Origin of the sequence: Sphingomonas sp. NIC1 (genome assembly GCF_001638925.1) — a bacterium.
GTDB classification, from domain to species: Bacteria; Pseudomonadota; Alphaproteobacteria; order Sphingomonadales; family Sphingomonadaceae; genus Sphingomonas; species Sphingomonas aquatilis.
On sequence record NZ_CP015521.1, the window covers coordinates 765,706 to 788,868 of the forward strand.

Annotated in this window: 19 protein-coding genes; 10 read left to right on the forward strand and 9 right to left on the reverse strand. The window is 68.1% G+C overall.

All coding sequences use genetic code 11. The annotated features are described in order from the left end of the window. The first annotated feature begins 12 nt into the window (after window positions 1–12). Both A7E77_RS03845 and A7E77_RS03850 read left to right on the forward strand, forming a co-directional pair. Complete coding sequence (locus A7E77_RS03845) at window positions 13–687, forward strand: DUF2459 domain-containing protein (protein ID WP_226341838.1); 675 nt, start codon at window positions 13–15, stop codon at window positions 685–687. Next, entirely contained in the window at window positions 678–1,466 is a 789-nt protein-coding gene (locus A7E77_RS03850; protein WP_063685984.1) for an alpha/beta fold hydrolase, read from the forward strand. Before A7E77_RS03845 ends, A7E77_RS03850 begins: the two co-directional genes overlap by 10 nt. 379 nt (window positions 1,467–1,845) lie before the next feature. Here A7E77_RS03850 and A7E77_RS03855 read toward each other — a convergent pair whose 3' ends face one another. Both A7E77_RS03855 and A7E77_RS03860 read right to left on the reverse strand, forming a co-directional pair. Then, window positions 1,846–2,133, reverse strand: coding sequence for a hypothetical protein (locus A7E77_RS03855; RefSeq protein WP_063685986.1), 288 nt, complete (start codon window positions 2,131–2,133; stop codon window positions 1,846–1,848). Then, on the reverse strand, window positions 2,134–3,180 hold the full coding sequence (locus A7E77_RS03860) for a glycerophosphodiester phosphodiesterase (RefSeq protein ID WP_063685988.1): 1,047 nt from the start codon (window positions 3,178–3,180) through the stop codon (window positions 2,134–2,136). A gap of 99 nt (window positions 3,181–3,279) precedes the next feature. Between A7E77_RS03860 and A7E77_RS03865 the strand changes: the two genes are divergently transcribed. The 6 genes from A7E77_RS03865 (at window position 3,280) to A7E77_RS03890 (ending at window position 11,294) form a co-directional block, all read left to right on the forward strand. After that, window positions 3,280–3,828, forward strand: a complete 549-nt coding sequence (locus tag A7E77_RS03865; protein ID WP_078462216.1) for a 2Fe-2S iron-sulfur cluster-binding protein — start codon at window positions 3,280–3,282, stop codon at window positions 3,826–3,828. Then, window positions 3,825–4,805: an FAD binding domain-containing protein gene (locus A7E77_RS03870; protein WP_063685990.1), complete on the forward strand. Its 981-nt coding sequence runs from the start codon at window positions 3,825–3,827 to the stop codon at window positions 4,803–4,805. The genes A7E77_RS03865 and A7E77_RS03870 overlap by 4 nt, the downstream gene beginning before the upstream one ends. Window positions 4,806–4,808: 3 nt before the next feature. Next, window positions 4,809–7,043, forward strand: coding sequence for a xanthine dehydrogenase family protein molybdopterin-binding subunit (locus A7E77_RS03875; RefSeq protein ID WP_063685992.1), 2,235 nt, complete (start codon window positions 4,809–4,811; stop codon window positions 7,041–7,043). 216 nt (window positions 7,044–7,259) lie between these two features. After that, window positions 7,260–9,464 carry a xanthine dehydrogenase family protein molybdopterin-binding subunit gene (locus A7E77_RS03880; protein WP_063685994.1) on the forward strand — a complete coding sequence of 735 codons (2,205 nt, stop codon included), beginning with the start codon at window positions 7,260–7,262 and terminating at the stop codon, window positions 9,462–9,464. A gap of 305 nt (window positions 9,465–9,769) precedes the next feature. Further along, window positions 9,770–10,693 (forward strand): XdhC family protein, encoded by a 924-nt coding sequence (locus tag A7E77_RS03885; protein WP_063685996.1) that lies wholly within the window; start codon window positions 9,770–9,772, stop codon window positions 10,691–10,693. Continuing rightward, a complete protein-coding gene (locus tag A7E77_RS03890) occupies window positions 10,680–11,294 on the forward strand; it encodes a nucleotidyltransferase family protein (RefSeq protein ID WP_063685998.1) in 615 nt (204 codons plus the stop codon). Before A7E77_RS03885 ends, A7E77_RS03890 begins: the two co-directional genes overlap by 14 nt. Before the next feature lie 255 nt (window positions 11,295–11,549). On the opposite strand, the gene A7E77_RS03895 is transcribed toward A7E77_RS03890, so the two are convergent. From A7E77_RS03895 to A7E77_RS03915, 5 genes are all read right to left on the reverse strand, one after another. Next, a complete protein-coding gene (locus tag A7E77_RS03895; RefSeq protein ID WP_063686000.1) occupies window positions 11,550–12,755 on the reverse strand; it encodes an ABC transporter permease in 1,206 nt (401 codons plus the stop codon). Beyond that, window positions 12,756–13,472: an ABC transporter ATP-binding protein gene (locus A7E77_RS03900; RefSeq protein WP_043059219.1), complete on the reverse strand. Its 717-nt coding sequence runs from the start codon at window positions 13,470–13,472 to the stop codon at window positions 12,756–12,758. It lies immediately after the preceding gene. A 218-nt stretch (window positions 13,473–13,690) separates the two neighbouring features. Continuing rightward, window positions 13,691–15,088: an efflux RND transporter periplasmic adaptor subunit gene (locus tag A7E77_RS03905; RefSeq protein ID WP_063686002.1), complete on the reverse strand. Its 1,398-nt coding sequence runs from the start codon at window positions 15,086–15,088 to the stop codon at window positions 13,691–13,693. Then, the gene (locus A7E77_RS03910) at window positions 15,088–16,581 is read right to left on the reverse strand and encodes an efflux transporter outer membrane subunit (protein ID WP_063686004.1); all 1,494 of its coding nucleotides are present in this window, start codon (window positions 16,579–16,581) and stop codon (window positions 15,088–15,090) included. Before A7E77_RS03910 ends, A7E77_RS03905 begins: the two co-directional genes overlap by 1 nt. A 70-nt stretch (window positions 16,582–16,651) precedes the next feature. Further along, complete coding sequence (locus A7E77_RS03915; protein WP_063686006.1) at window positions 16,652–17,434, reverse strand: enoyl-CoA hydratase-related protein; 783 nt, start codon at window positions 17,432–17,434, stop codon at window positions 16,652–16,654. 366 nt (window positions 17,435–17,800) lie between these two features. On the opposite strand from A7E77_RS03915, the gene A7E77_RS03920 reads away from it, so the two are divergent. Both A7E77_RS03920 and A7E77_RS03925 read left to right on the forward strand, forming a co-directional pair. Then, window positions 17,801–20,851: a TonB-dependent receptor domain-containing protein gene (locus tag A7E77_RS03920; RefSeq protein WP_063686008.1), complete on the forward strand. Its 3,051-nt coding sequence runs from the start codon at window positions 17,801–17,803 to the stop codon at window positions 20,849–20,851. 48 nt (window positions 20,852–20,899) lie between these two features. Continuing rightward, the gene (locus A7E77_RS03925; protein ID WP_063686010.1) at window positions 20,900–21,172 is read left to right on the forward strand and encodes an XRE family transcriptional regulator; all 273 of its coding nucleotides are present in this window, start codon (window positions 20,900–20,902) and stop codon (window positions 21,170–21,172) included. A 100-nt stretch (window positions 21,173–21,272) separates the two neighbouring features. Here the strand turns inward: A7E77_RS03925 and A7E77_RS03930 are convergent, their stop codons facing one another. Both A7E77_RS03930 and A7E77_RS03935 read right to left on the reverse strand, forming a co-directional pair. Beyond that, window positions 21,273–22,049 carry an enoyl-CoA hydratase gene (locus A7E77_RS03930; RefSeq protein WP_043059147.1) on the reverse strand — a complete coding sequence of 259 codons (777 nt, stop codon included), beginning with the start codon at window positions 22,047–22,049 and terminating at the stop codon, window positions 21,273–21,275. Window positions 22,050–22,061: 12 nt separating this feature from the next. Then, the gene (locus tag A7E77_RS03935) at window positions 22,062–23,129 is read right to left on the reverse strand and encodes an enoyl-CoA hydratase/isomerase family protein (RefSeq protein WP_063686012.1); all 1,068 of its coding nucleotides are present in this window, start codon (window positions 23,127–23,129) and stop codon (window positions 22,062–22,064) included. Window positions 23,130–23,163: the final 34 nt, after the last annotated feature.

Consider the following 23,163-nt stretch of genomic DNA (forward strand, 5'->3'; position numbering starts at 1 on the left):
ATAAGGTTTCGGATGATACTATATGCGGCGATACGACGGATGGGACGGGGGCTGCTCGTGGCGCTTGCCGTGCTGGCCGTCGTCGTCGCGAGCTATGCCGGCGCCGGGATGATCGGTGGGGCGATCCCCGCCAACGCCGGCTGGCGGCCGCCGACGCGCGGCATACCCGTCTATCTCGAATCGAACGGCGTGCATGTGTCGCTGGTGCTGCCCAAGGTCGCGGCCGGAATCGACTGGCGCCACTGGGCACCGGGAGCCGACCTCGCCGATCCGCGTTATGCCCGTTATGACCATATCGCGATCGGGTGGGGCGAACGGACCTTCTTTCTCGATACGCCGACCTGGGCGGACGTGCGGCTGGCGACGATCCTGCATGCCGCGATCGGCAGCGACGCGACGCTGCTCCACGTCGAGCACGTGCCCGCGCCCGCGCCTGGCGACGGCATCCGCGTCGTGACGCTGCGGCCCGAGGAATATCGCCGACTGGCGGCCGGCATCCGCGCCGGCGCCGCGCCGGTCCGCCGCAGCTTCCGCGGTTATGGCGCGAACGACGTCTTCTATGCCGGCACCGGCCATTACAGCGCGCGGCACACCTGCAACGCCTGGGTCGGCGCGACGCTGGCGAACGCGGGCGTGCGGGTTGGGCGCTGGACGCCCTTCCCCATCACGGTGCTGTCATGGTTCTGAGCCGGTTGCAGACGGGCCTCGCCCGCTGGCGCAGCGAACCGCCGTCGCACGCCCGCTTCGGTGACCGCTTCGACGCGCCCCCGCCCCCGCCCAAGGCGCTCGCGGCGAGCGAGGTGCCGCGCGTCGCCTGGATGCTCGCGACCCGCTGGCGCCACGCCGCCGCGCTCGCCGCAGTGCCGCAGGGCGCGGGCGGCACGGTGATGATCCTGCCCGGCCTGTTCGACGCCGACGGCTCCAGTCTGGTGCTGCGGCGCTTCCTCGAAGGCCTCGGCTATCGCGCCGAAGGCTGGGGGCTGGGCCGGAACCTGGGCGTGAAGAGCGTCGGCGCGGAGGCCGAACGGCTGATCGCCCGGGTCGAGGCATTGAAGGCGGAGGACGGGCCGGTGACGCTGGTCGGCGTCAGCCTCGGCGGCATCATGGCACGGCTGGTCGCGCATCGCCGGCCCGATCTGGTCCGGCGCGTGGTGACGGTCAGCTCGCCCTATGCCGGCTGGGGCCGCGCCACCAACGTCTGGCGCGCGTTCGAATGGGCAACGGGCGAGCGCGTCGACGACCCCGCCGTTATCGCCCGCAGCGAAGCGATCGCCGCCCCGCTGCCGGTGCCCTGCACCGCGATCTGGAGCCCGCACGACGGCTTCGTCAACGGCTTCATCTGCCACGATCCCAGCGCCGAGGCGGTGCAGGTGAATAGCGGCCACCTGGGCGTGCATATCCATCCGGAGGTGATGATCGCCGTGGCCGCGGCGCTGGCGAAAGGCGCGGTGGCGCAGGATCGGTGAGGGTTTGGCGCCCGGCGCCCGCCAACCTTCCGCCCGTCATTCCGGTTTAGGTGCCCCTAGGCTTCCCTTGGCCGCCGGCGTTCCGCCAACACTCCCTCCGTCATTCCCGCGGAGGCGGGAATTCAGACGGGCTGACCGTGCGGCTCCATCCCAACCGTTAGAGGTTCTGGATTCCCGCCTTCGCGGGAATGACGGACGTGGGGGTCGCAGGCGCCTCTCCCACTCTCGTCATCCCGGCGAACGCCGGGATCCATGGTTGCGGTGAACGCCGTTGTTGTGAGGCACCTTCAGCCGCCCGTGTCCATGGATCCCGGCGTTCGCCGGGATGACGGGAGGGGCGTGTCGCAAGACGGTGTGACGATAGGAGCGATGCCCCCGCTCAATACCCCGCGCGATACCCGGAATAGCGGCACGCATCCTGATCGTCGGGATGCTTGCGGCATTGCTCCGCGGCCTTGCGGCGTTCGCGGCCCTCTTTTGCTTCCTGCTTGCGCATCTTGCGGCCGTAATTGCGGTCGGCCTCGTCCTGGCTGGTCGTCGTCCAGTCGATCGCCTTGCCGGCGACCTTGAACGGCGCCTTCACGATCGTGGCGGCGGTGCTGACGCAGCCGGTGGTGGCGAGCGCGAGCGGTATCAGAACAACGCAGGAAACAGGGGCGATACGCATTTACGGATGATCCTTGGCCGACCGAAGGGTCTCTACGCCAATTAGCGGATAATCCGTGAAGAATCCGTCGATCCCCTGCGCCAGCCCGGCTTTGATCTCGCCCGCGATATCGCCATGCGCGGCCTTGTCCGTCCCCCGTTGGAAGCGCGGCGGCAGGAAGGCGTTTTCGGCGCGGTACGTCCAGGGGTGGACGCGGACGCCCGCGGCATGCGCATCGGCGACGAGCGTGGAGGGCGTGGTCGCCGTCTTGTCCGTCCACAGCTGTGCCTTGTCGGGCCCGATGCCAAAGGCATAGGTCGCGATTTGCTTCAGCCCCGCGGGCGTCAGCATCGCGGCATAGGAGGGCGCGGCGCCATCCGCCGGCGCCCCCTCGCCCGCGACGAGCTGGATCAGGCGGATGCCCGTCATCGCGTGGATGCGTTGCAGGTTCTTCACCTCGAACGACTGGATGAACACCGGCGCGCTGGCGTCATGCCACCCCGCCTTGCGCAATTGTTCGACCAGCAGGACGTCGGTCGGATGGCCGATGCTGGCGAAATAGGTCGGATGCTTGGTTTCGGGATAGATGCCGATCGTCCGCCCCAGCTCCTTCGACCGACGCTTGGCGAGGTCGATGATCTCGGCCAGCGTCGGCACCTGATACTTGCCGTCATAGGCGGCATTGCCCGGACGCAGCTGCGGCAGGCGCTCCTTCGCGCGGAGCGTCTTCAATTCGGCGAGCGTGAAATCCTCGGTAAACCAGTCGGTCAGCGTCTGGCCGTCGATCGTCTTGGTCGTCTTGCGGCTGGCGAATTCGGGATGCTGCGCGACGTCGGTGGTGCCGCCGATCGCATTTTCGTGGCGCGCGACCAGCACATTGTCCTTGGTCGGCACCAGATCGGGTTCGATGAAATCGGCGCCCTGTTCGATCGCCAGCTCGTACGAGGCCAGCGTATGTTCGGGGCGCGATCCGCTCGCGCCGCGGTGCGCGATCACGATGGGAGGCGACAGGGGAGCATGCGTCATGGGGCGATCCTGCCCGGTTGCGGGAACGGATGCCAGCAGCATCCCGGTGAGAGCGATTCGCAAAGCGGAAACCATCATGACCCAGAGCGTTACGGCCCTAATCTGACAGGGGTGCGACACCCCCGAACTGCGAGGGTTTCCATGCACTTCACGATCAACGGGCAGTCCTATCAGGCGGAGCCCGATATCCGCACCTCGCTGCTCGACCTGTGTCGCGAGCATCTGGGGCTGACGGGCAGCAAGAAGGGCTGCGACCACGGCCAGTGCGGTGCGTGTACGATGCTGGTCAACGGCCGCCGCATCAACAGCTGCCTCAGCCTCGCGGTGATGCACCAGGACGACGAGATCGTGACGATCGAGGGCCTCGGCACGCCCGACGACCTCCACCCGCTCCAGGCCGCCTTCGTCCGCCACGACGGCTATCAGTGCGGCTATTGCACACCGGGCCAGATCTGCTCCGCGGTCGGCATGATGGACGAGGTGAAGAAGGGCTGGCCCAGCCACGTCACCGACGACCTCGACGCGCCGCGCTTCGACGATGGCGAAATCTCCGAACGGATGAGCGGCAATCTGTGCCGCTGCGCCGCCTATCCCAACATCGTCGATGCGATCCGCGAAGTGGCGGAGGCGAACGGCACGGTCGATGTTGCGCTGCGCCATAGCAACACCAAGGCGGAGGCAGAGGCATGAAGACCTTCACCTATGCCAAGGCGGAGAGCGCCGATGCCGCGGTGCGCGACGCGCACAGCTCGGGCGCCAAGTTCATCGCGGGCGGCACCAATCTGCTCGACCTGATGAAGCTGCAGATCGAAACGCCCGAAAAGTTGGTCGACATCAGCCGGCTGCCCTTGGGCGAGATCGAGGAGCGCGAGGATGGCGGGCTGACAATCGGCGCGCTCGTGCCCAATTCGGACCTCGCCGCCGACCCCCGCGTCATCGCCAAGTACGAGGTGCTGAGCCGCGCCATGCTCGCCGGCGCCAGCGGCCAGTTGCGCAACAAGGCATCTACGGGCGGCAACCTGCTGCAGCGGACGCGGTGCTACTATTTCTACGACACCGCCATGCCGTGCAACAAGCGCGAGCCCGGCACCGGCTGTTCGGCGATCGGCGGGTTCAACCGCATCCTCGCGGTGCTCGGCACGTCGGAGCAGTGCATCGCGACGCACCCCAGCGACATGGCGGTGGCGATGCGCGCGCTCGATGCCACGATCATCACGCAGCGCCCCGACGGCGACAAGCGCCGCATCTCCATCCACGATTTCTACCGTCTGCCCGGCGACACCCCGAACATCGAGACGGTGCTGGAGACGGGCGAACTGATCACCCACATCGAACTGCCCGCGCCGCCAAAGGGCAAGCAGGTGTACCGCAAGGTCCGCGATCGTGCGTCTTATGCCTTCGCGATCGTGTCGATCGCCGGCGTGGTGCGTGTTGAAGACGGCAAGATCGCCTCTGCATCGCTCGCCTTCGGCGGCCTTGGCCCGATGCCGTGGCGTAACCCGGCGGTGGAGGCCGCTTTGGTCGGCCAGGCGCCGTCCGACGCCGCGTTCAACGCCGCCGCCGATGCGCTGCTGGCGGATGCCAAGGGCTATGGCTCGAACGACTTCAAGATCCCGCTGACGCGCCGGGTGCTCGTCGCCACGCTTCGCGACCTGACGGGAGAATAAGGCATGTTCGGTTTCGGCAAGGGCGACACCAATTCGCTCACCATGAATGCAAGCCATCCCGACAGCTTGCTCGACACGTCGTCGCAGGACGTGATCGGCAAGCCGATCGACCGGATCGACGGCCCCAAGAAGGTGTCGGGCAAGGCAACCTATGCGGCGGAATATGCGCTCGGCAACGTTGCCTACGGCTATCTCGTCCGCGCGACGGTGGGGGCTGGCAAGATCACGTCGCTCGACGCAAGCCGTGCCAAGGCGCTGCCCGGCGTGATCGACGTCATCACCGATTACGCGAGCTTCATCCGCAACCCGCAGCAGGGCGGCGAGACGACCGCGCCGACGCAGGGCGTCGAGGATGTCGCCTATCACGGCGAGATCATCGCGATCGTCATCGCCGAAAGCTATGAGGCCGCACGCGACGCCGCCTTGCACGTCGACGTGCAGTACGACGCCGCGGAAGGTCGCTACGATTTCGAGGCGCACAAGGGCGAGGCGGAAGAACCCAAGCCGCAGCAGATCCCGCCGCACCACGACCAGGGCGATATCGACAAGGCGATGGCCGACGCCGCCTTCACCGTCGATGTTACCTACACGACGCCCTCGCAGAACTCCGCCGCGATGGAGCCGCATGCCAGCCTGGCGGTGTGGGAAGACGGCGCGCTGACGCTGTACGGCGCCTACCAGATGCCCTCGTCCGACAAGCAGCAGCTCGCCAAGGCGCTAGGCGTGGCGGCTGACAAGGTGCGGATCGTCGCGGCCTATGTCGGCGGCGGCTTCGGGTCGAAGCTCGGCATCGCCCCCGAAAGCGTCGCGGCGGCGATCGCCGCCAAGCGTCTGAACCGCCCGGTGAAGGCGGTGATGGCGCGCCAGCAGGTGTTCGACGCGACCGTGCGCCGCTCGAACACCGAACAGCGGATGCGGCTGGGCGCGACCGCCGACGGCAAGCTCACCGCGATCGGCCACGAAACCCTGGTCAGCAACCTGCCGGGCGAGGATTTCTTCGAACCGACCGGCATGGCGACGCACTTCCTCTACGCGGGTGACAACCGGCGGATCACGCACGACATCGTCCGTCTCGACTGGATGCTGGCGGGATCGATGCGCGCGCCGGGCGAGGCGGTCGGGCTGATCGCGCTGGAAGGCGCGATCGACGAACTGGCGGAAAAGATGGGCATCGACCCGATCGAATTGCGCCGCCGCAACGAGCCCGAAAAGGACCCCGAAAAGAACATCCCCTATTCCTCCCGCTCGCTGATCCCGTGCCTGGAGCGCGGGGCGGAGGCGTTCGGCTGGTCGAGCCGCAAGCCCGCCGGCACCGACCGGCGCGGCGACTGGCTGTACGGCATGGGCGTCGCCTCCGCCGCGCGATCGAACATGCTGATGAAGTCCGCCGCCAAGGTTTCGATCGACGGCCAGGGCAAGGCGCATGTCGAAACCGACATGACCGACATCGGCACCGGCACTTACACGATCCTGGGCCAGATCACCGCCGAGATCCTCGGCCTGCCGATCGAGGACGTCACCGTCCACCTCGGCGACACCGATGCACCGCCGGGCGCGGGGTCGGGCGGATCGTGGGGCGCGGGATCGTCCGGCACCTCGGTCTATCTCGCCTGCGAGGCATTGCGCGCCAAGATCGCCAAGGCGATGGGCGTCGCCGAAGATGCGATGACGCTGAAGGACGGCCGCGTCATCGCCGACAATCGCAGCGTGCCGCTGGCCGAACTCGTCGGCGACGGCATCGAAGCGACCGGCGAAGTCAGCCCCGGCCGCCAGGAGAAGACCTTCAACCAGGCGAGCTACGGCGCGCATTTCTGCGAGGTCGCGGTCCATGCGGTGACGGGCGAGGTGCGCGTCAAGCGGATGCTCGGCGTCTTCACCGCGGGCCGCATCCTCAACGCCAAGACCGCCCGCTCGCAATGCCTGGGCGGCATGACCTTCGGCATCGGCTGCGCACTGTCCGAAGAGCTGGTTCACGATCCGCGCAACGGCAAGATCGTCAACCGCGACCTCGGCGAATATCACGTCCCCGTGAATGCCGACGTGCCGCAGCTGGAGGTCGAATTCCTGCCCGAACGCGACATCCAGGCGAACCCGCTCCACGCCAAGGGCATCGGCGAACTCGGCATCTGCGGCGCGGCGGGCGCGGTCGGCAATGCGATCTACAACGCCACCGGCGTGCGCGTCCGCGACTTCCCGGTGACGCTCGACAAATTGCTGGAGGGTCTGCCGGCGGTGTGATTCCCTCGCCCCGAACCCCAACCGTCATTCCCGCGAAGGCGGGAATCCAGACGCGCTGCCGTCGCGCCTCTGTCGCGATTGTCAGAGGGTATGGATTCCCGCCTTCGCGGGAATGACGGGAGGGGTGACGAAGTATGAAGGGGCCACCCTTTCCCCTCCCCGCCCAACACCTTACATTCGCCCTCACCCGGTCCCGGGCAAGGATCAGAAGCCTGTATGAACGAGATGACGATGGACCGCGCGTATCGCCCCCACGGGCTGGCGCACGGGCAGCAGGGCGTGCTGGGCGCGCCGATCGCGCGGATCGAGGGGCCGGCGAAGGTCAGCGGCACCGCCACTTACGCCTATGAGGACGCGCCCGACGGCACGCTCTACGCCGCCATCGTCGGCGCGCCGGTGCCGCGCGGCCGTGTGACGGGGATCGACGCCAGCGCCGCAGAGGCGATGCCCGGCGTCGTCGCGGTCATCCACGACGACCCGCGCATGGTCACCGGCGGCAGCAATTCGCAGGGCGCCGCGCACAGCGGCACCGACACGATCTTCCATTACGGCCAGCCCGTCGCGATCGTCGTCGCCGAGGATCAGGCAGTCGCGCGCGACGCCGTCAGCCGCGTCGTCGTGTCGGTGGAAGGGGCCCCCGCCCGCCTTGCCATGGCGGAGCAAGCGATCGAGCAGGATCACGATCTCGGCTTCCTCCCCGCGATCGACAAAGGCGACCTCGACACCGCGCTGGTCGGCGCGCCGGTGACGGTCGACCTCGCCTACACCACCCCCGTCCATTTCCCCGCCGCGCTCGAACCGCATGCCAGCACCGTCTGGTGGCAGGATGGCACGCTGACCGTCCGTACCAGCAACCAGGTGATCGGCGCCGCGCGCACCACGATCGCGAAAGCGCTGGGCCTCGACCCGGACAAGGTCCGCGTCCTCGCCCCCTTCGTCGGCGGCGGCTTCGGCGGCAAGACCGGCGTCGGGCCGGAGGTGATCCTCGCCGCCATCGCCGCACAAAAGACCGGTCGTCCGGTCAAGGTCGCGCTCCCCCGCGCGCAGACCGCCTATCTGGTCCACCACCGCTCGGCGACGACGCAGCGCGTGCGGATCGCCGCCACGCAGGATGGCTGCATCACCGCTTTCGCGCACGAAGGCGTCGCCGCGCAGAACGACGACGCGCGCTTCCTCGAACCCATCCCGTTCGGCTCGCTGCCGCTCTACGGTGGCGCAAACCGCCGCTTCCGCACCGATCTCGTCCGGCTCGACCTGCCCGCCACCGGCGCGGTGCGCGCGCCGGGCGAGGCGATCGGCACCTTCGCCGTCGAATGCGCGATGGACGAACTCGCCGAACGGTTGGGGCTGGACCCGGTCGAGCTGCGCCGCATCAACGAGCCGGACGTCGACCCGGTCAGCGGCAAGCCCTTCTCCACCCGCCGCCTGCTCGATTGCTATGACGAGGGTGCGCGCCGCTTCGGCTGGGACCAGCGCAACCGCACGCCCGGTGCGCGCCGCGAGGGCGAATGGCTGATCGGCCACGGTATGGCCGCGGCACTGCGCGGCAACTTCACCGTCAAGGCCGAAGCCGAGGTGCGGCTGGAGGCGAACGGCCGCGCAATCGTCGCCTGCGACATGACCGACATCGGCACCGGCACCTACACCATCCTCGCGCAGACCGTCGGCGAGATGCTCGGCCTGCCCGTCGCCGCGGTTGAGGTACGCCTGGGCGACAGCGACCTGCCGCCCAGCGCCGGCTCGGGCGGATCGTTCGGCGCGGGCAGCGCCTGCGCCGCCGCGGCGCTTGCCTGCGAGGATATCCTCAGCGACCTCGCCCGCCGCATGAACGCCGCGCCCGAAGATTTGACGCTGAAAGACGGCTGCGTCACCGCCGGCGGCCGCAGCGTCGCGCTGCCCGACTTGCTGCGCGGGGAACCGATCGTCGCCCGCGGCAAGACCGCCCCCGGCAAGGAAAGCCAGCGCACCAGCCAGGCAAGCCATGGCGCGCATTTCGTCGAGGTCGCGGTCAACGCCGTCACCGGCGAGGTGCGCGTGCGCCGCATGCTCGGCGTGTTTGACGTCGGCCGCGTGCTCAACGCGAAGACCGCCGCAAACCAGCTGATCGGCGGCATGGTGTGGGGCATCGCCTATGCGCTCAGCGAAGAGGCGGTCGTCGACCCGCGCTCGGGCCATTTCGTCAACCCGGACTTCGGCGAATATCACGTCGCGGTGAACGCCGACGTGCCGCAGATCGAGGTGCATTTCGTCGAGGAGATCGACGACAGCGCCAACCCGGCGGGCGCGAAGGGGGTGGGCGAACTCGGCATCTCGGGCGCGGGCGCGGCGGTGGTTAATGCCATCTACAACGCGACCGGCGTGCGGGTGCGCGACGTCCCGGTCACGCTCGACACGCTGCTGCCGGGGTTGCCCGCTCTCTAAAATTCCTCCCCCGCCAGGGGGAGGTGGCAGCGAAGCTGACGGAGGGGGAGGTAAGCAACGACGTTGGCCGCTTGCGGAAACGCCCCCTCCACCATTCGCTACGCGAACGGTCCCCCTCCCCCGCTGACGCGAGGGAGGACTGAAGGAAAGACGACATGGCCGAAAACGCCGCCGCCCTCGCCACTGCCAGCCGCCCCACACACCGTCACCCCGGAACACGTCCGGGGTGACGAAGTGAAGGTGCCAAGCGCCTTTCTATGAACCTTACCTCTCACGATCACCGCTAGGGCAGGAACCGCAACACCATGGCCGAAAACGACAGCGTCCTCGCCGCCGCGCGCGACTGGAAAGGCGAACCGCTCGCCCTCGCCACCGTGGTTTCCACCTGGGGCAGCGCGCCGCGCCCCAAGGGCAGCCACATGCTCGTCCATGGCGACGGCCGGTTCGAAGGATCGGTGTCGGGCGGCTGCGTCGAAAGCGACATCCTGCAGACCGCCGCCGACGTGATCGCCGGCGCGCCCTTCCAACTGAAGCGCTACGGCGTCGCCGATGCCGCGGCCTGGGAGGTCGGCCTGCCCTGCGGCGGCGAGATCGCGGTGATGGTGCAGCCCGTCTCTGCCGCCGGCTTCGACCCCGAACTCTTCGACCGCATCGCCGACGCGCGCGACCGTGGCGAAGCGCTGACCGTCACCACCGACCTCGCCACGGGCCACAGCGATCTCAGGCCGCAGGAAACCGGCGAAGTGTTCGTCAACCGCTACGACCCGCCCCGCCGCTTGCTGATCGTCGGCGCGGTGCAGATCGCGCAGAGCCTCGCCGCGCTGGCGACGACGCTCGGCATCGCCACGACGGTCATCGACCCGCGCGCGCGCTTCCTCACCGAAGAGCGCTTTCCCGGCGTAACGCTGGACGACCGCTGGCCCGATGAGGCGATCGCCGCGCTGAAACCCGGCCCCGCCACGGCCGTCGTCACCTTGAGCCACGACATCAAGATCGACGATCCCGCGCTCATCGCCGCGCTCGCCACCGACGCGCCGTACGTCGGCGCGCTCGGCAGCCGCCGCAGCCATGCCGCGCGCCGCGAACGGCTGACGGCGGAGGGCCTCAGCGCGGCGCAGATCGACCGGATCGACGCGCCCGTCGGCATCGATATCGGCGCGATCGGCCCGTCGGAAATCGCGCTGTCGATCGCCGCGGCGATGGTGGGAGCGTTCCATGATCGCCGCTGAAGACTGCGTCCTTGTGCTGCTCGCCGCCGGGCGCTCGCAGCGGATGGGTGACCTTGGCAGCAAGCTCGACGAACCGTTTCTCGGCCGCGCGCTCGGCCTGCACGTCGCCGTCGCGCTCGAAGACATGCCGTTCCGCGAACGCGTCGCCGTCGTCGGCAAGGCGCAATGCGATTATGCCGCACACGGCTACACGACCGTGCGGAACGACGATCCCGCACTTGGGCTGGGTCGATCGGTCGCGCTCGGCGTCGACTGCGCGCGCGCGCATGGTGCGCAGGCGGTGGTCGTCGCGCTCGCCGACATGCCGCGCGTCACCGCCACGCACATCTGGCACCTGCTCGAGGCTGCGGATGGCCCCGACGCGGTCGTCGCTTCCAGCGACGGCATCAGCCCCAAGCCCCCCGCCGTCTTCGGCCGCAACCGATTCGACGCCCTCCTGGCGCTGGAAGGCGATCAGGGCGCCCGCGACATGGTCCGCGGCGGCAAGCACGTCGTCACGACCCCCGCCGAACTGATCGACGTCGACACGCCCGAGGAACTGGAACGGCTCCGCGCGCTGGTCGGCGACCCAGAAACCTACACGCGCCTGCGACGGTCGTAAGGCGCCGCCGCCTTCTCCGTCACCCCGGGCTCGACCCGGGGTCCCGCTTCTTCTTAGACGCCTGGAAATAGCGGGACCCCGGATCAAGTCCGGGGTGACGATACACCAAGCCGCGTAGCTCCTCGCCCCTCACCCAGTCGTCATTCCCGCGGAGGCGGGAATGACGAAGGCTGACGTCTTCGGGCCCGCGACGGCGTTGGACGCAACCCATCCCAACCCATTCAGGCGTTCATCTTGTCCATGTTGCCGCGCACGTCACTCGTGGCGCAGCGCGTCGATCGGGTTCAGCGCCGCCGCGCGCCGCGCCGGGAAATAGCCGAACACCACCCCGATCACCGCCGATATGCCGAACGCGATCAGGTTGATCTGCGGATCGAACGTCCAAGGCACCTGCATCAGCGGCACCAGCGCCAGGATCACGCCCTGCGCGATGATCAGCCCGACGATCCCGCCCAGGCACGACAGCGCCACCGCCTCGACCAGGAATTGCAGCAGCACCTCGCGCGCGACCGCACCGATCGCCAGGCGGATGCCGATTTCACGCGTGCGCTCGGTCACCGACACCAGCATGATGTTCATGATGCCGATCCCGCCGACGACCAGGCTGATCGCCGCCACCGCTGCGACGATGCGGGTCAGCAAGGTCGTCGTGCCCGTCAATGTGTCCGAAATCTGCTTGGTGTCGAAGATGTTGAAATCGTCCGGCCGCGCGCCGGTCAGGTGGCGGCGTTCGCGCAGTAGCGCGGTGATCGACGATTGCACGGTCGCGCTGGAATAGGCCGGATCGACGCCGACCAGCATCACGCGCACGTCGTCGTTGCCGACGAAGCGGCGCTGTACCGTCTTGATCGGCATGACGACCACATCGTCCTGATCGCCAAATCCGCCCTGCCCGCGCGTCGTCAGCACGCCGATCACATCGCAGCTGACATTGCCGAGCCGGATGCGCGTGCCGACCGCGTTGCCGGACGGGAACAGGTTCTTGCGGACGGTATTGCCGATCAAGCACACCGCCTTGCCCGCCTCCTGCTCCGCCGGCGACCAATAGCGCCCGGCGGCGAGCGGCCACGGCTGCACCGTGTTGAATGCCAGCGTCGTGCCGTTGATCGTCGTCGACCAGTTCGCGCCTTCGTAGATGGCGGTGGCGCTGGCGTTGGTCTGCGGCGCGACCGCGGTGACGCCCGCGATCTGCGTCGCGATCGCATCCGCATCGGGCACCTTGAACGGCGGCGGCAGCGGACCGCCACCACCCCGGCCGAAGCCCTGGCCGGGTCGCACCTGCAACACGTTGCTGCCCAGCGCGCTGATCTGCTGCTGCACCGCGGCCGTCGTCGCCTTGCCCAGCGTCACCATCGTGACGACCGCGCCGACGCCGATGACGATGCCCAGGATCGTCAGGAACGAGCGCAGCAGATGCCGCCGGATCGACCGGATCGCGAGGATGAAGGTGGTGCCTAGCATCTATGCCTCCACCGCCTCGCCCTGTCGGTGCTGCGCCTCGATCCGCTCGACCAGTCCGTCCTTGAAATGCACCACCGTGCGCGCGAACGCCGCCATGTCGGGTTCGTGCGTCACCATCAGCACGGTGATGTTGGCGGTGCGGTTGAGGTCGGTCAGCAATTCCATGATCTCGACCGATCGTTCGCTGTCGAGGTTGCCGGTCGGTTCGTCGGCGAGCAGCACGTCGGGCTGCGTTACGATCGCCCGCGCGATGGCGACGCGCTGCTGCTGGCCGCCCGATAGCTCGGCGGGCGTATGATCCCACCAGCGATCGAGCCCCACCTTCTCCAGCGCCGCCATACCCAGCTCGCGCCGCGTCTTCTTGTCCTCGCCGCGATAGAGGAGCGGCAGCTCGACATTCTCCAGCGCGCTGGTGCGGCTCAAGAGGTTGAACCCCTGGAACACGAAGCCGAGGTAGCGCCGCCGCAGCAGCGCGCGCTGGTCGCGATCCAGCGTTTCGACATGGTGACCACGGAACAGGAAGGTCCCGCCCGACGGCACGTCGAGGCAGCCGAGGATGTTCATCGTCGTCGACTTGCCCGACCCCGACGGCCCCATGACCGCGACGAAATCGCCGGCCTGGATGTCGAGGTCGACACCCTTCAACGCCTGAAATTGCGTTGCGCCGGTGCCATAGACCTTGGTGACGTTGCGGAGGGAGATGAGCGGGTCAGCCATGGGCACCGTCCGGCTTTCCCGCCACGGAGGGAGGCACGCAACAGCGCCACACCCTACCCGTCACCCCGGACTCGGTCCGGGGTCCACTCCGCGGCGAGGGGAATAGCTGGAGGCTCAAGCGCTGCCCCCGCTGCCCGGTGGACCCCGGAACAAGTCCGGGGTGACGGGGGTGGCTTGGCAGACGTCGCCGCATTTCCACAATCCCCGCAACGGCGCGCTTACTGCCCACCGGCCCCGCCCCCGCGACGGCCACCGCCGGCACCGCCCGCACCGCCACCACGCCGCGATCCGCCGGCCTTGTCGCCATTGCCCGCCAGCTGACCGGTTATCACCTGCTGTCCCGGCTTCAGGTCGCCGCTCAGCACCTCGGTCATCGTGCCGTTGGTGTCGCCGGTCGTCACCTGCACCGGCTGCGGCTGGCCGTCGGCACCCTTGACGTAGACCGTCTGCGTCGCGCCGCGGCCCAGCGTCGCGGTCCGCTCCGGCCGGTCGCGGCGCGGGCGGAAGGTGAGCGATCCGGCGATGCCGCCGCTCGATCCGCCAGCCGACGCGCCGTCGCTCGGCTTGAAGCGCAGCGCCGCATTGGGGACGAGCAGCACGTTCTGCTTGTCCGACGTCACGATATCCGCGGTCGCGGTCATGCCCGGGCGCAGCTGCAACGACGGGTTGGCGACGGTCAGGTCGGCGGCATAGCTCACCACCTGGTTCGACGAAGCGGTCGTCGCCGTCGTCGCGGTGGAGCTTGCCGAATTGACCGTCAGGTTCGATCCCAGATCGACGCGGCTGATCGTCGCAGGGAAGGTGCGGCCGGGGAAGGCATCGACGGTGAAGGTCGCTTTCTGCCCGGTCTTCACCTCGCCCACGTCGGCCTCGTCGATCGCGACCTCCAGCTTCATCTGGGACAGGTCTTCGGCGATCACGAACAGCGTCGGCGTGTTGAACGAGGCGGCGACGGTCGCACCCGGATCGATCTGGCGCGCCAGCACCACGCCGTTGACCGGCGACCGGATGATCGCGCGCTGCCGCTGCGTCTGGCTCTGCGCCAGCAGGGCTTGCGAGGCGCTGACGTTCGCCTGCGCGGTCTTCAGCGCCGCGATCGCGCGCTGGTAATCGGCGCGACCGGACTGGAGTTCGGTGCCCGACGGCACGCGCCCGTTCGACAGCTTGTACACCTCTTCGAGACGGGCGAGCTGCGCGCGGCTTTCGGCGACGGTCGCCTGCGCCTGGTTTACTTGCGCCTGGTTGGCGGCGATCTGCGCACGCTGCTGGCGAATCTGGTCGTCGATCTGCTGCGGGTCGATCAGCGCGAGCGGCTGGCCTGCCCGGACGCGATCGTTGACGTCAACCACCACCTTGGTAACGAGGCCCGACAGCTGCGAGCCGACCGTCACCTGGTTGGTCGGCGCGAGCTTACCCGTCGCGGAGACGGTAACGGTCAGGTTGCCGCGCTCCACGCCCTGCGTTGCATAGCCCGCCTCTGCCTTGCCGCCGAAGCAGCTCTTCAGCAGCAGCGCGAGCAGCACCACGCCGATCGCGACCAGCCCCCATTTCAGATAGCGGCGCCACACCGGCACCGGCTTCACGCCGAGGAAATCGTCGAGCTGTGCGTCGGCCATCAGCGGGGTTCCGTTGCGAAAATGGGGGTAGCGCCGCGCTCGGGCGCCTGCGGCACGATGCTGGGGTCCCAGCCGCCGCCCAGCGCATCGTACAGCGCAATCAGCGCCGTCGCCTGATCGGAGCGCGCCTGCGTCAGGCCGTTCTGCGCCGAAAGCAATGCGGCTTCCTGCTGGTTCAGCGTCGTAAAATCGGTAAGCCCGGTGCGATACTGGCTGCGGCTCAGGATCGCCGAGGCGTTGGCGGCATCATAAGCGATCGCGAACTGCGTCTCGCGCCGCCGTGCCGAATCCAGCGCGACGATGGCATTTTCGATGTCCTCGAGCGCCAGCAGCACCACGCCCTTGTAATTGGCGAAGGCCGTATCCGCCGCCGCTTCGTTACTGCGCACCTGCGCGCGCAGCCGCCCGCCGTTGAAGATCGCCTGCGTCAGCCCGGCGAACAGGCCGCCGGTGATCGCGTCGCCCAGTCCCGTAAGGCTGGTCGCGTTGCTGTTGATATTCCCGGTGATCGCCAATGCCGGATAGAGTTGCGCCTTGGCGACGCCGATCCGCGCGGTAGCGGCGGCCAGCGTGCGCTCTGCACTGCGCACGTCGGGGCGGCGGCGCAGCGCATCGGCCGGAATGCCGACGCCGACGCTCGCCGGCCCTTTCGGAATGGCACGCGGTGCCGCGAGCGCACTACGCAGCGCGCCCGGCGCCTGCCCGGTCAACACGCCCAGCCGCGCGACAGCGGCGGCATATTGCTGTTCGATCTGCGGCACGCTCGCCGCGGTCTGCGCCCGCTGGCTGCGCGCCTGTTCGACATCGACCGACGAGACGAGGCCCGCCTGCACGCGGAACCCCGCAATCTCCAGATTGTCGTCCTGGATCGCCAGGCTGGCGCGCGCATTGGCGAGCTGCGCCTGATAGGCGCGCGCCAGAACGTAGTTGCGCGCGACCTCGCTTTCGACGCTCAGCAGCACGGTCGCATAGTCGAACCCGCTCGCCTCATATTGCGCGCGGCTCGCCTCCACCGTCCGGCGGATCTCACCAAACAGGCCGACCTGATAGCTCGCCGACAGGCCGGCGGAGAAGCTGTTGGTGCCGCCACCACCCGTGTCGACCACGGTGCCGTCGGGCAGCGTGAACGAGCGGCCACCGCCGCGCAGGTTTTCGTTGCGCTGATAGCCCGCCGACCCCGACAGCGTCGGCAGCAGCGACGCGCGGCTCTGTACCAGCGCCTCGCGCGCCTGCCGCAGCCGCCCGATCGCCTGCGCGATATCGGTATTGGCGCTGCGCGCCTGCTCGACCAATCGGCCAAGCACGGGGTCGTCGAAGTTCGACCACCAGCGCGTGAGATCTTCGGGACTGGCCGGCGCCGGCACCGAATAGGCGGTGGGAACGCCCAGCTCGGCGGGCGTCTTAGCGCGATAATCGGGGCCGACGGTGCAGCCCGCCAGGGCCAGCGCGGCGAGCGCCGGAGCGGCGAACGGGGAAGCGGTCAGGCGAGCCATGCGTCCTGTGTGATCAACACACCGCATCGCGTCCAGCGCTTTTGTGTCGCAAAATGTCACGTCCGCGTCATCAACGCCCCTGAAACGCCGGCTTGCGCTTTTGCAGGAATGCCATGCCACCCTCGGTCGAGTCCGCCGATCCGCGCGCGGTGCGCTGCGCATCCGCCTCGGCGGCCAGCGCCGCGGCATAGTCGCTCTCCATCGCCCGGCCCAAGGCGCACCGCATCAAGCCCAGCGCCACCGTCGGGCCCGCCGCCAGCCGCGTCGCGAGCGCCAGCGCCTCGGCATCCAGCGCCTCGTCGGCAACGACACGGTGGATCATACCCCAATCGAGTGCCTTGGCCGCCGGCACACGCTCGCCGAGCAGCATCATCTCCGCCGCCCGCGCCCGCCCGATCAGCCGCGGCAGCATCCACGACGCGCCACCGTCCGGCACCAGCCCGATATTGACGAACGCCTGCAGGAAATAGGCGGTCTCGCTCGCCACGCAGAAATCCGCGGCCAGCGCCAGGCTGCACCCGATCCCCGCCGCCGGTCCGCGCACCGCGCTGACCACCGGTACGCTCAGATCGGCGATCGCCAGCATCGTCGGATTGTACTGGTCGGTCAGCGCCGCATAGGTCGCCTCGCCGGGATCGTCGGCGCCCAGCGCGCCGCCGCCGACGTCCGCGCCCGAACAAAAGGCCCGCCCCGCCCCCGCCAGCAGCACCGCCCGCGCGCCATCCAGTCGCGCCAGCGCGTCGCGCAGCTCGTCGAACAGCGCCGGCGGCGCCGCATTCAGCCGATCGGGCCGGTTGAGCGTCAGCACCAGCACCGCGCCCTGCCGCTCGGCCAGAATATGCTCATACGCCATGGTCACGTCTTCCTCTCCCGTGCGACGTCGATTTCACCGGTTCGTCCGCCGCTCGTCCCGAGACATAGCGAAGTGCGGAGCGGGTGCCATAGGGGACTTCGGCCGATCCCGGATCAGCCCATGATGCGATGAGCGATGGCACAGGCATCTTCATCCGTCAGCAATTCGGACCTTTCATGCGCCAAAGACTGTCCTCGCGACGTTTTCCAATCGCCGAGCGCAACATAATAAGACAATGTTGCATACATATCACAATGCCGAGAAACGTTCATAATGCTGTCATTTTGTTGCTTGATCCGGATGCGGCGAACCGATCTTATGGCCGCTAGAGGCTCCGTAAGGGGCTGGGACCAAAGGGGTTAATTCGTGAAACTGTCGCATCTTTATGCGGCGACGGCGATCCTGCCGCTCGCCCTCGCTACTGCTTTGCCTGCGTTCGCGCAGACCACCGCCACCGATACCCAAACCAGCCCGGTTCCCGATCCTACCCAGGTCCCGACCGACCAGCAGAACCCGCAGTCGCCCAACGCCGACGCGGGCAGCAACACGCAGAGCGGCGGCGACATCGTCGTCACCGGGTCGCGCATCCGCCGCGACGAATTCTCCGTCTCCGATCCGATCACCGTTATCGGCAAGGACGAGATCACGCAGGCCGGCTTCGCCAGCGCCGCCGACGCGTTGCAGAGCAATGCGATCACGCAGGGCACGTCGCAGATCAACAACACCTACGGCGGCTTCGTCACCGACGGCGGCACCGGCGCGAACACGCTCGGCCTGCGCGGCCTCGGCCCCAACCGCACGCTGATCCTGCTCAACGGCCGCCGCTTGGCACCGGGCGGCACGCGCGGTTCGGTGGTCGCCGCCGACCTCAATGTGCTGCCGACTGCGATCATCGACCGGATCGAAGTGCTGAAGTCCGGCGCGTCGTCGGTCTACGGCTCCGACGCGGTCGCGGGCGTCGTCAACATCATCACCGACAAGGCGCTGACCGGCCTGCAGCTCGACCTGCAGACCAACGTGCCCGCCGTCGGCGCCGGCGTCGATCGCCGCGCCAGCGCCAGCTTCGGCATGCAGACCGATCGCCTCGGCATCGTCGGCTCGCTCGAATATCGCAAGCGCAATGCGCTCGCCCGCGGCGACGTGCCGTTCTTCAACTGCCCGATCGGCGGGTTCCTCGATGGCGAGGGGTCGGCGTTCGGCTCGGGCGATCCCTTCCCGGTCGGCGATCCGCGCAACTGCTTCACGATCGACAATGGCGGCACCACGATCAACACGCTCGGCCTGCCGACGCGTCAGGCGATCGGCCGCACCAGCGGCGTGCTCGGCAACTTCAACCGCTTCGTCCCCGCCCCCGGCGTCACCACCGGGCCGTTCCCGGGCTACCTCGGCGTCGGCAATTACGATCGCGACACGTTCGATCCGGCGATGCAGCGCGAACCGCTCGTGACAGGTGTCGAGACCTACACGGGCTACCTGTCGGCGACCTACAAGCTGGAAGCGCTGGGCAACGCCGAACTCTACGGCGAACTGCTCGGCACTCGCCGCAAGTCGGGATCGCCGCTGTATCGCCAGCTGTCGCTCGACTATCTCCAGGGTAGCCCGCTGCTCCCGGCGAACATCCGCGACGGCTCGTTCGCCAACCCGACCAACACGTCGAGCGGCAGAATCATCGCGGCGCGCGCCTTCATCGGCTTCGGCCTGACCGAAGACGCGCAGACCGTCGATTACGTCCGCGCTTCGGGCGGCATCCGCGGCGACTTCTTCTTCCCCGGCTGGCGCTATGACGCGTATGTCGGCAAGTCGTGGAACGATGGCGTCTACACCGGACAGTCGTTCCTGATCGATCGCCTCGCCAACTCGCTCAACGTCGTCGCCAACCCCGACGGCACCTTCAGCTGCGTCAGCGCCGCCTCCAACCCCAATTGCGTCGCCGCCCCTGCGCTGACCGCCGGGGTGATCGGCGGCCAGCTGCCGCAGAACTTCCGCAACTACATCTTGGCGAATACCCGCGGCACGACGGCGTTCCGTGAGACGACTTATGCCTTCAACATCGACGGCCCGCTGTTCAAGCTGCCGGGCGGCGACGCGCAGCTGGCTTTGGGCGTCGAGCACCGCCGCCAGAGCATCAACGACCAGCCCGACCTCAACTCGATCAACGGCAACCTGTACGGCCTGACCGCCGCGACGCCGACGGTCGGCAAGGACAACGTCAAGGAAGCGTTCGGCGAAATCTTCCTGCCGCTGCTGCAGGACCTGCCCTTCGCCTATCGCCTGAACGTTACCGCATCGGGCCGCTACACCGATTACGCCTCCTACGGCTCGGGCACGACCTACAAGGTCTCGGCCGAGTGGGAACCGTTCCGCGGCTTCGGCTTCCGCGGCAGCTACGGCACGTCGTATCGCGCGCCGGCGCTCGCCGAACAGTTCCTGGGCGCGACCAGCGGCTTCCTGCCGACCAACTCGGATCCGTGCAGCGGCCTGCCGGTGCCCGCGCAGCAGTCGCCCAACCAGCAGATCATCGCGCGCAACTGCGCCTCGATCGGCCTGCCGGCGGACTTCGAACAGCGCAACAGCATCACCTCGTTCCGCGTCGGTGGGGCAGAGGCGGGCTTGAGCGCGGAAACCTCGACCAACTGGACGGTCGGCGCGGTGCTGCGTCCGCGCCTGCCGGAATCGGTCGGCCAGCTGTCGCTGTCGCTCGACTATTTCGACGTGAAGGTCGACAACGGCGTGTCGGACCTGTCCGGTGCGACGATCCTGTCGCGCTGCTACAGCAACCCGAATTTCGATGCGAACGCCGGGTTCTGCCGCTTCGTGCAGCGTGACGCCAATCAGGCGCTTACCGTCACCAGCAGCTTCGTGAACCTGTCCGAAAACATCGTGAAGGGTTACGAGTTCAACGGCCGCTACGCCCGCAACCTGTTCGGCGGCAAGTTCGTCTTCAACGCGAACGTCACCAAATACACCGAACAGTCGACCCGCCTGTTCCCCGAGGAATTCCTGACCGATGCCAACGGCATCGTCACCTCGCCGGAATGGGTCGGCAATTTCGACGCCAACTACACCGTCGGCCCGATGACGGTCCGCTACGGGCTCGACTGGATCGGTGGCGACCACAACAAGACGTATAACTATTTCGCGTTCGACAATTTGACCGGCATCACCGACCCGGCGCTGGTCCAGCAGTATCGCGACAATTACTTCTTGGAAGCGGACGGCTACGTCCTCCACCAGCTGTCGGTGCAGTTCAACGTGCAGAAGAAGTACCAGTTCACCTTCGGCGTGCGGAACCTGCTCGACACGAAGCCCCCGCGGATCACCTCCATCGGGTTCACGACCATCGGCAATGCCCCGCTCTATTCGGGCTATGATTATGTCGGCCGGTCGTTCTTCGCGAACGTCAACGTCAAGTTCTAACCTGTATCGGAAGGCTCCGGGGCAACCCGGGGTCTTCCTTTTTTCCTCATGACGATCGATCCTCAACCGCCCTGCGACGCCCGAGCCGAAGCGATCCGGGCAAACCTGCGCCTGGCCCTGGCCGATCAAGTGAAGGCGTGGCAGGTGCCGCAATCGACCGCGGCCGCACGGCTTGGTATCGGGCGCTCGACGCTCAACAACATCCTCAACCACGACAACCGCCGGATTTCGATCGCGTCGCTGATCACGATGCTGTCGCGCGCCGGCGCCGAAGTGTCGGTGGAGGTAGCACTCGCGCCGGCTAGGCCTGACGCGCAATGAGGCACCGGATTCGTCATTGCGAGCGAAGCGTGCTTCGCTTGTGCTCGCAATGACGGATTAAACCGGACTGCCGTTTCTTAACAAGACGGCCGAAACACCCTTACCGCCCGGACCAATTCCCCGGCCGCTTCTCGACGAAGGCGGCCATGCCTTCCTTCTGGTCCGCCGTGCCGAACAGCCCGTTGAACAGCCGCCGCTCGAACTGGATGCCCTGTGCCAGCGGCGTTTCGAACGCGGCGTTCACCATTTCCTTGTTCGCCAGCACGGCAAGCGGCGCCATCGCGGCGATCGACGCGGCGGTCTTCACCGCCTCCTCGACCAGATCGGCCGCCGGGATGATCCGACTGACGAGGCCGGCGCGCTCCGCCTCGGCGGCATCCATCATCCGTCCCGTCAGGCACATCTCCATCGCCTTCGCCTTGCCGACCGCGCGGGCAAGCCGCTGCGATCCGCCCATGCCGGGGCTGACCGCCAGCTTCACTTCGGGCTGACCGAATTTGGCGGTGTCGGCGGCGAGGATGAAGTCGCACATCATCGCAAGCTCACAGCCGCCGCCCAGCGCATAGCCGGCCACCGCCGCGATCACGGGCTTGCGCGTCTGCGTCAGCCGCTCGTAGCCGGCGAAATGGTTCGTCCCGTACATGGCGGCGAAATCCATCGCCGCCATCTCCTTGATGTCCGCGCCCGCCGCGAACGCCTTGGCGCTGCCGGTCAGCACCGCGCAGCCCTGGCTCGCGTCGGCGTCGAAGGCCGCGAGCGCCGCCAGCAGATCGGCGAGCACCTGCGCATTGAGCGCGTTCAGCGCCTCCGGCCGGTTAAGCGTGATGAGCGTCACGGCATCGCGCCGCTCGACGAGGATGGTCTGGTAATCGGACATAGGGGCCTCTCCTTAATTCGGCGTCCACGCCTCGGCGGGCGGCAAGGGCGCGAAGATCTGGTCGATCAGGTGATCGGTCACGGCCTCCGGCGTCGCCGGGTTCCAGCGCGGGCTGTTGTCCTTATCGACGATCACCGCGCGCACGCCTTCCAGGAAATCGTGGCGCTGCACGACATGCGTCGCGACCGCATATTCTTGGCGCATCTCGTCGGCGAAGCTCTGCAACAGGCTGCCGTCGTACAGCAGGCGCAGCGACACCTTCATCGACTGCGGCGACTTGGTCTTGAGGATCGCGAGCTGTTGCGCGGCAAAGTCGCCACCATCCGCCTCCAGCGCCGCAAACACCTCTTCCAGCGTGTCGGAGGCGAACAGCCGGTCGATGTCGGCGCGATGGTCGAGCAGCGCTGCATGCGGGGCCGCGACGCTCGCCGCAGTCAGGATCGCGTCGATACCGTGCGGATCGGCGGCGATCGCCGTCTTCGCCTCGGGCAGCGCGCTGGCAGGCAGGTAATGCGTCGCCAGGCCCAGCGCATGCGCCTCGGCCCCGTCGAGTCGGTGGCCGGTGAGCGCGATGAACTGGCCGATCCGCCCCGGCAGGCGCGACAGATACCAACCGCCGCCGACGTCGGGGAACAGGCCGATCCCCGTTTCCGGCATCGCGAACTTCGTATTCTCGGTGGCGACGCGATAGCGGCACGGCAGCGCGATGCCGACGCCGCCGCCCATCGTCACGCCGTCCATGAACGCAACGGTCGGCTTGGCATAAGCGAACAGCCGGTGGTTGAGCTGGTACTCGGTATGGAAGAAGGCCCGCGCCGCCGCGCCATCGCCCGCGCCGCTGTCGGCCAGCATCCGGATATCGCCGCCCGCACAAAAGCCGCGCGCGCCCTTGGGATCGCCGTCCGCCGAGGGCGCGTGGTCGATCATCACCGCCGCGATGTCGGCATCGGTACGCCAATCCTCCAGCGCCGCGAGCATCGCCTCGCACATCGCCATGTTGAGCGCATGCAGCGCACGCGGGCGGTGCAACCGCAGCCGCCCGAGCGCGCCATTGATCTCGATCAAAACATCCTGGGTCATGGCCGCGAGCTTTGCCGAGCGGCAGGCCGCGCGT

Bases quoted from the DNA above. Each gene is read 5' to 3' on its own strand.
- A7E77_RS03845 (WP_226341838.1), top strand. From the start codon at position 13: ATGATACTATATGCGGCGATACGACGGATGGGACGGGGGCTGCTCGTG.
- A7E77_RS03850 (WP_063685984.1), top strand. From the start codon at position 678: ATGGTTCTGAGCCGGTTGCAGACGGGCCTCGCCCGCTGGCGCAGCGAA.
- A7E77_RS03855 (WP_063685986.1), bottom strand. From the start codon at position 2,133: ATGCGTATCGCCCCTGTTTCCTGCGTTGTTCTGATACCGCTCGCGCTC.
- A7E77_RS03860 (WP_063685988.1), bottom strand. From the start codon at position 3,180: ATGCTGCTGGCATCCGTTCCCGCAACCGGGCAGGATCGCCCCATGACG.
- A7E77_RS03865 (WP_078462216.1), top strand. From the start codon at position 3,280: ATGCACTTCACGATCAACGGGCAGTCCTATCAGGCGGAGCCCGATATC.
- A7E77_RS03870 (WP_063685990.1), top strand. From the start codon at position 3,825: ATGAAGACCTTCACCTATGCCAAGGCGGAGAGCGCCGATGCCGCGGTG.
- A7E77_RS03875 (WP_063685992.1), top strand. From the start codon at position 4,809: ATGTTCGGTTTCGGCAAGGGCGACACCAATTCGCTCACCATGAATGCA.
- A7E77_RS03880 (WP_063685994.1), top strand. From the start codon at position 7,260: ATGAACGAGATGACGATGGACCGCGCGTATCGCCCCCACGGGCTGGCG.
- A7E77_RS03885 (WP_063685996.1), top strand. From the start codon at position 9,770: ATGGCCGAAAACGACAGCGTCCTCGCCGCCGCGCGCGACTGGAAAGGC.
- A7E77_RS03890 (WP_063685998.1), top strand. From the start codon at position 10,680: ATGATCGCCGCTGAAGACTGCGTCCTTGTGCTGCTCGCCGCCGGGCGC.
- A7E77_RS03895 (WP_063686000.1), bottom strand. From the start codon at position 12,755: ATGCTAGGCACCACCTTCATCCTCGCGATCCGGTCGATCCGGCGGCAT.
- A7E77_RS03900 (WP_043059219.1), bottom strand. From the start codon at position 13,472: ATGGCTGACCCGCTCATCTCCCTCCGCAACGTCACCAAGGTCTATGGC.
- A7E77_RS03905 (WP_063686002.1), bottom strand. From the start codon at position 15,088: ATGGCCGACGCACAGCTCGACGATTTCCTCGGCGTGAAGCCGGTGCCG.
- A7E77_RS03910 (WP_063686004.1), bottom strand. From the start codon at position 16,581: ATGGCTCGCCTGACCGCTTCCCCGTTCGCCGCTCCGGCGCTCGCCGCG.
- A7E77_RS03915 (WP_063686006.1), bottom strand. From the start codon at position 17,434: ATGGCGTATGAGCATATTCTGGCCGAGCGGCAGGGCGCGGTGCTGGTG.
- A7E77_RS03925 (WP_063686010.1), top strand. From the start codon at position 20,900: ATGACGATCGATCCTCAACCGCCCTGCGACGCCCGAGCCGAAGCGATC.
- A7E77_RS03930 (WP_043059147.1), bottom strand. From the start codon at position 22,049: ATGTCCGATTACCAGACCATCCTCGTCGAGCGGCGCGATGCCGTGACG.
- A7E77_RS03935 (WP_063686012.1), bottom strand. From the start codon at position 23,129: ATGACCCAGGATGTTTTGATCGAGATCAATGGCGCGCTCGGGCGGCTG.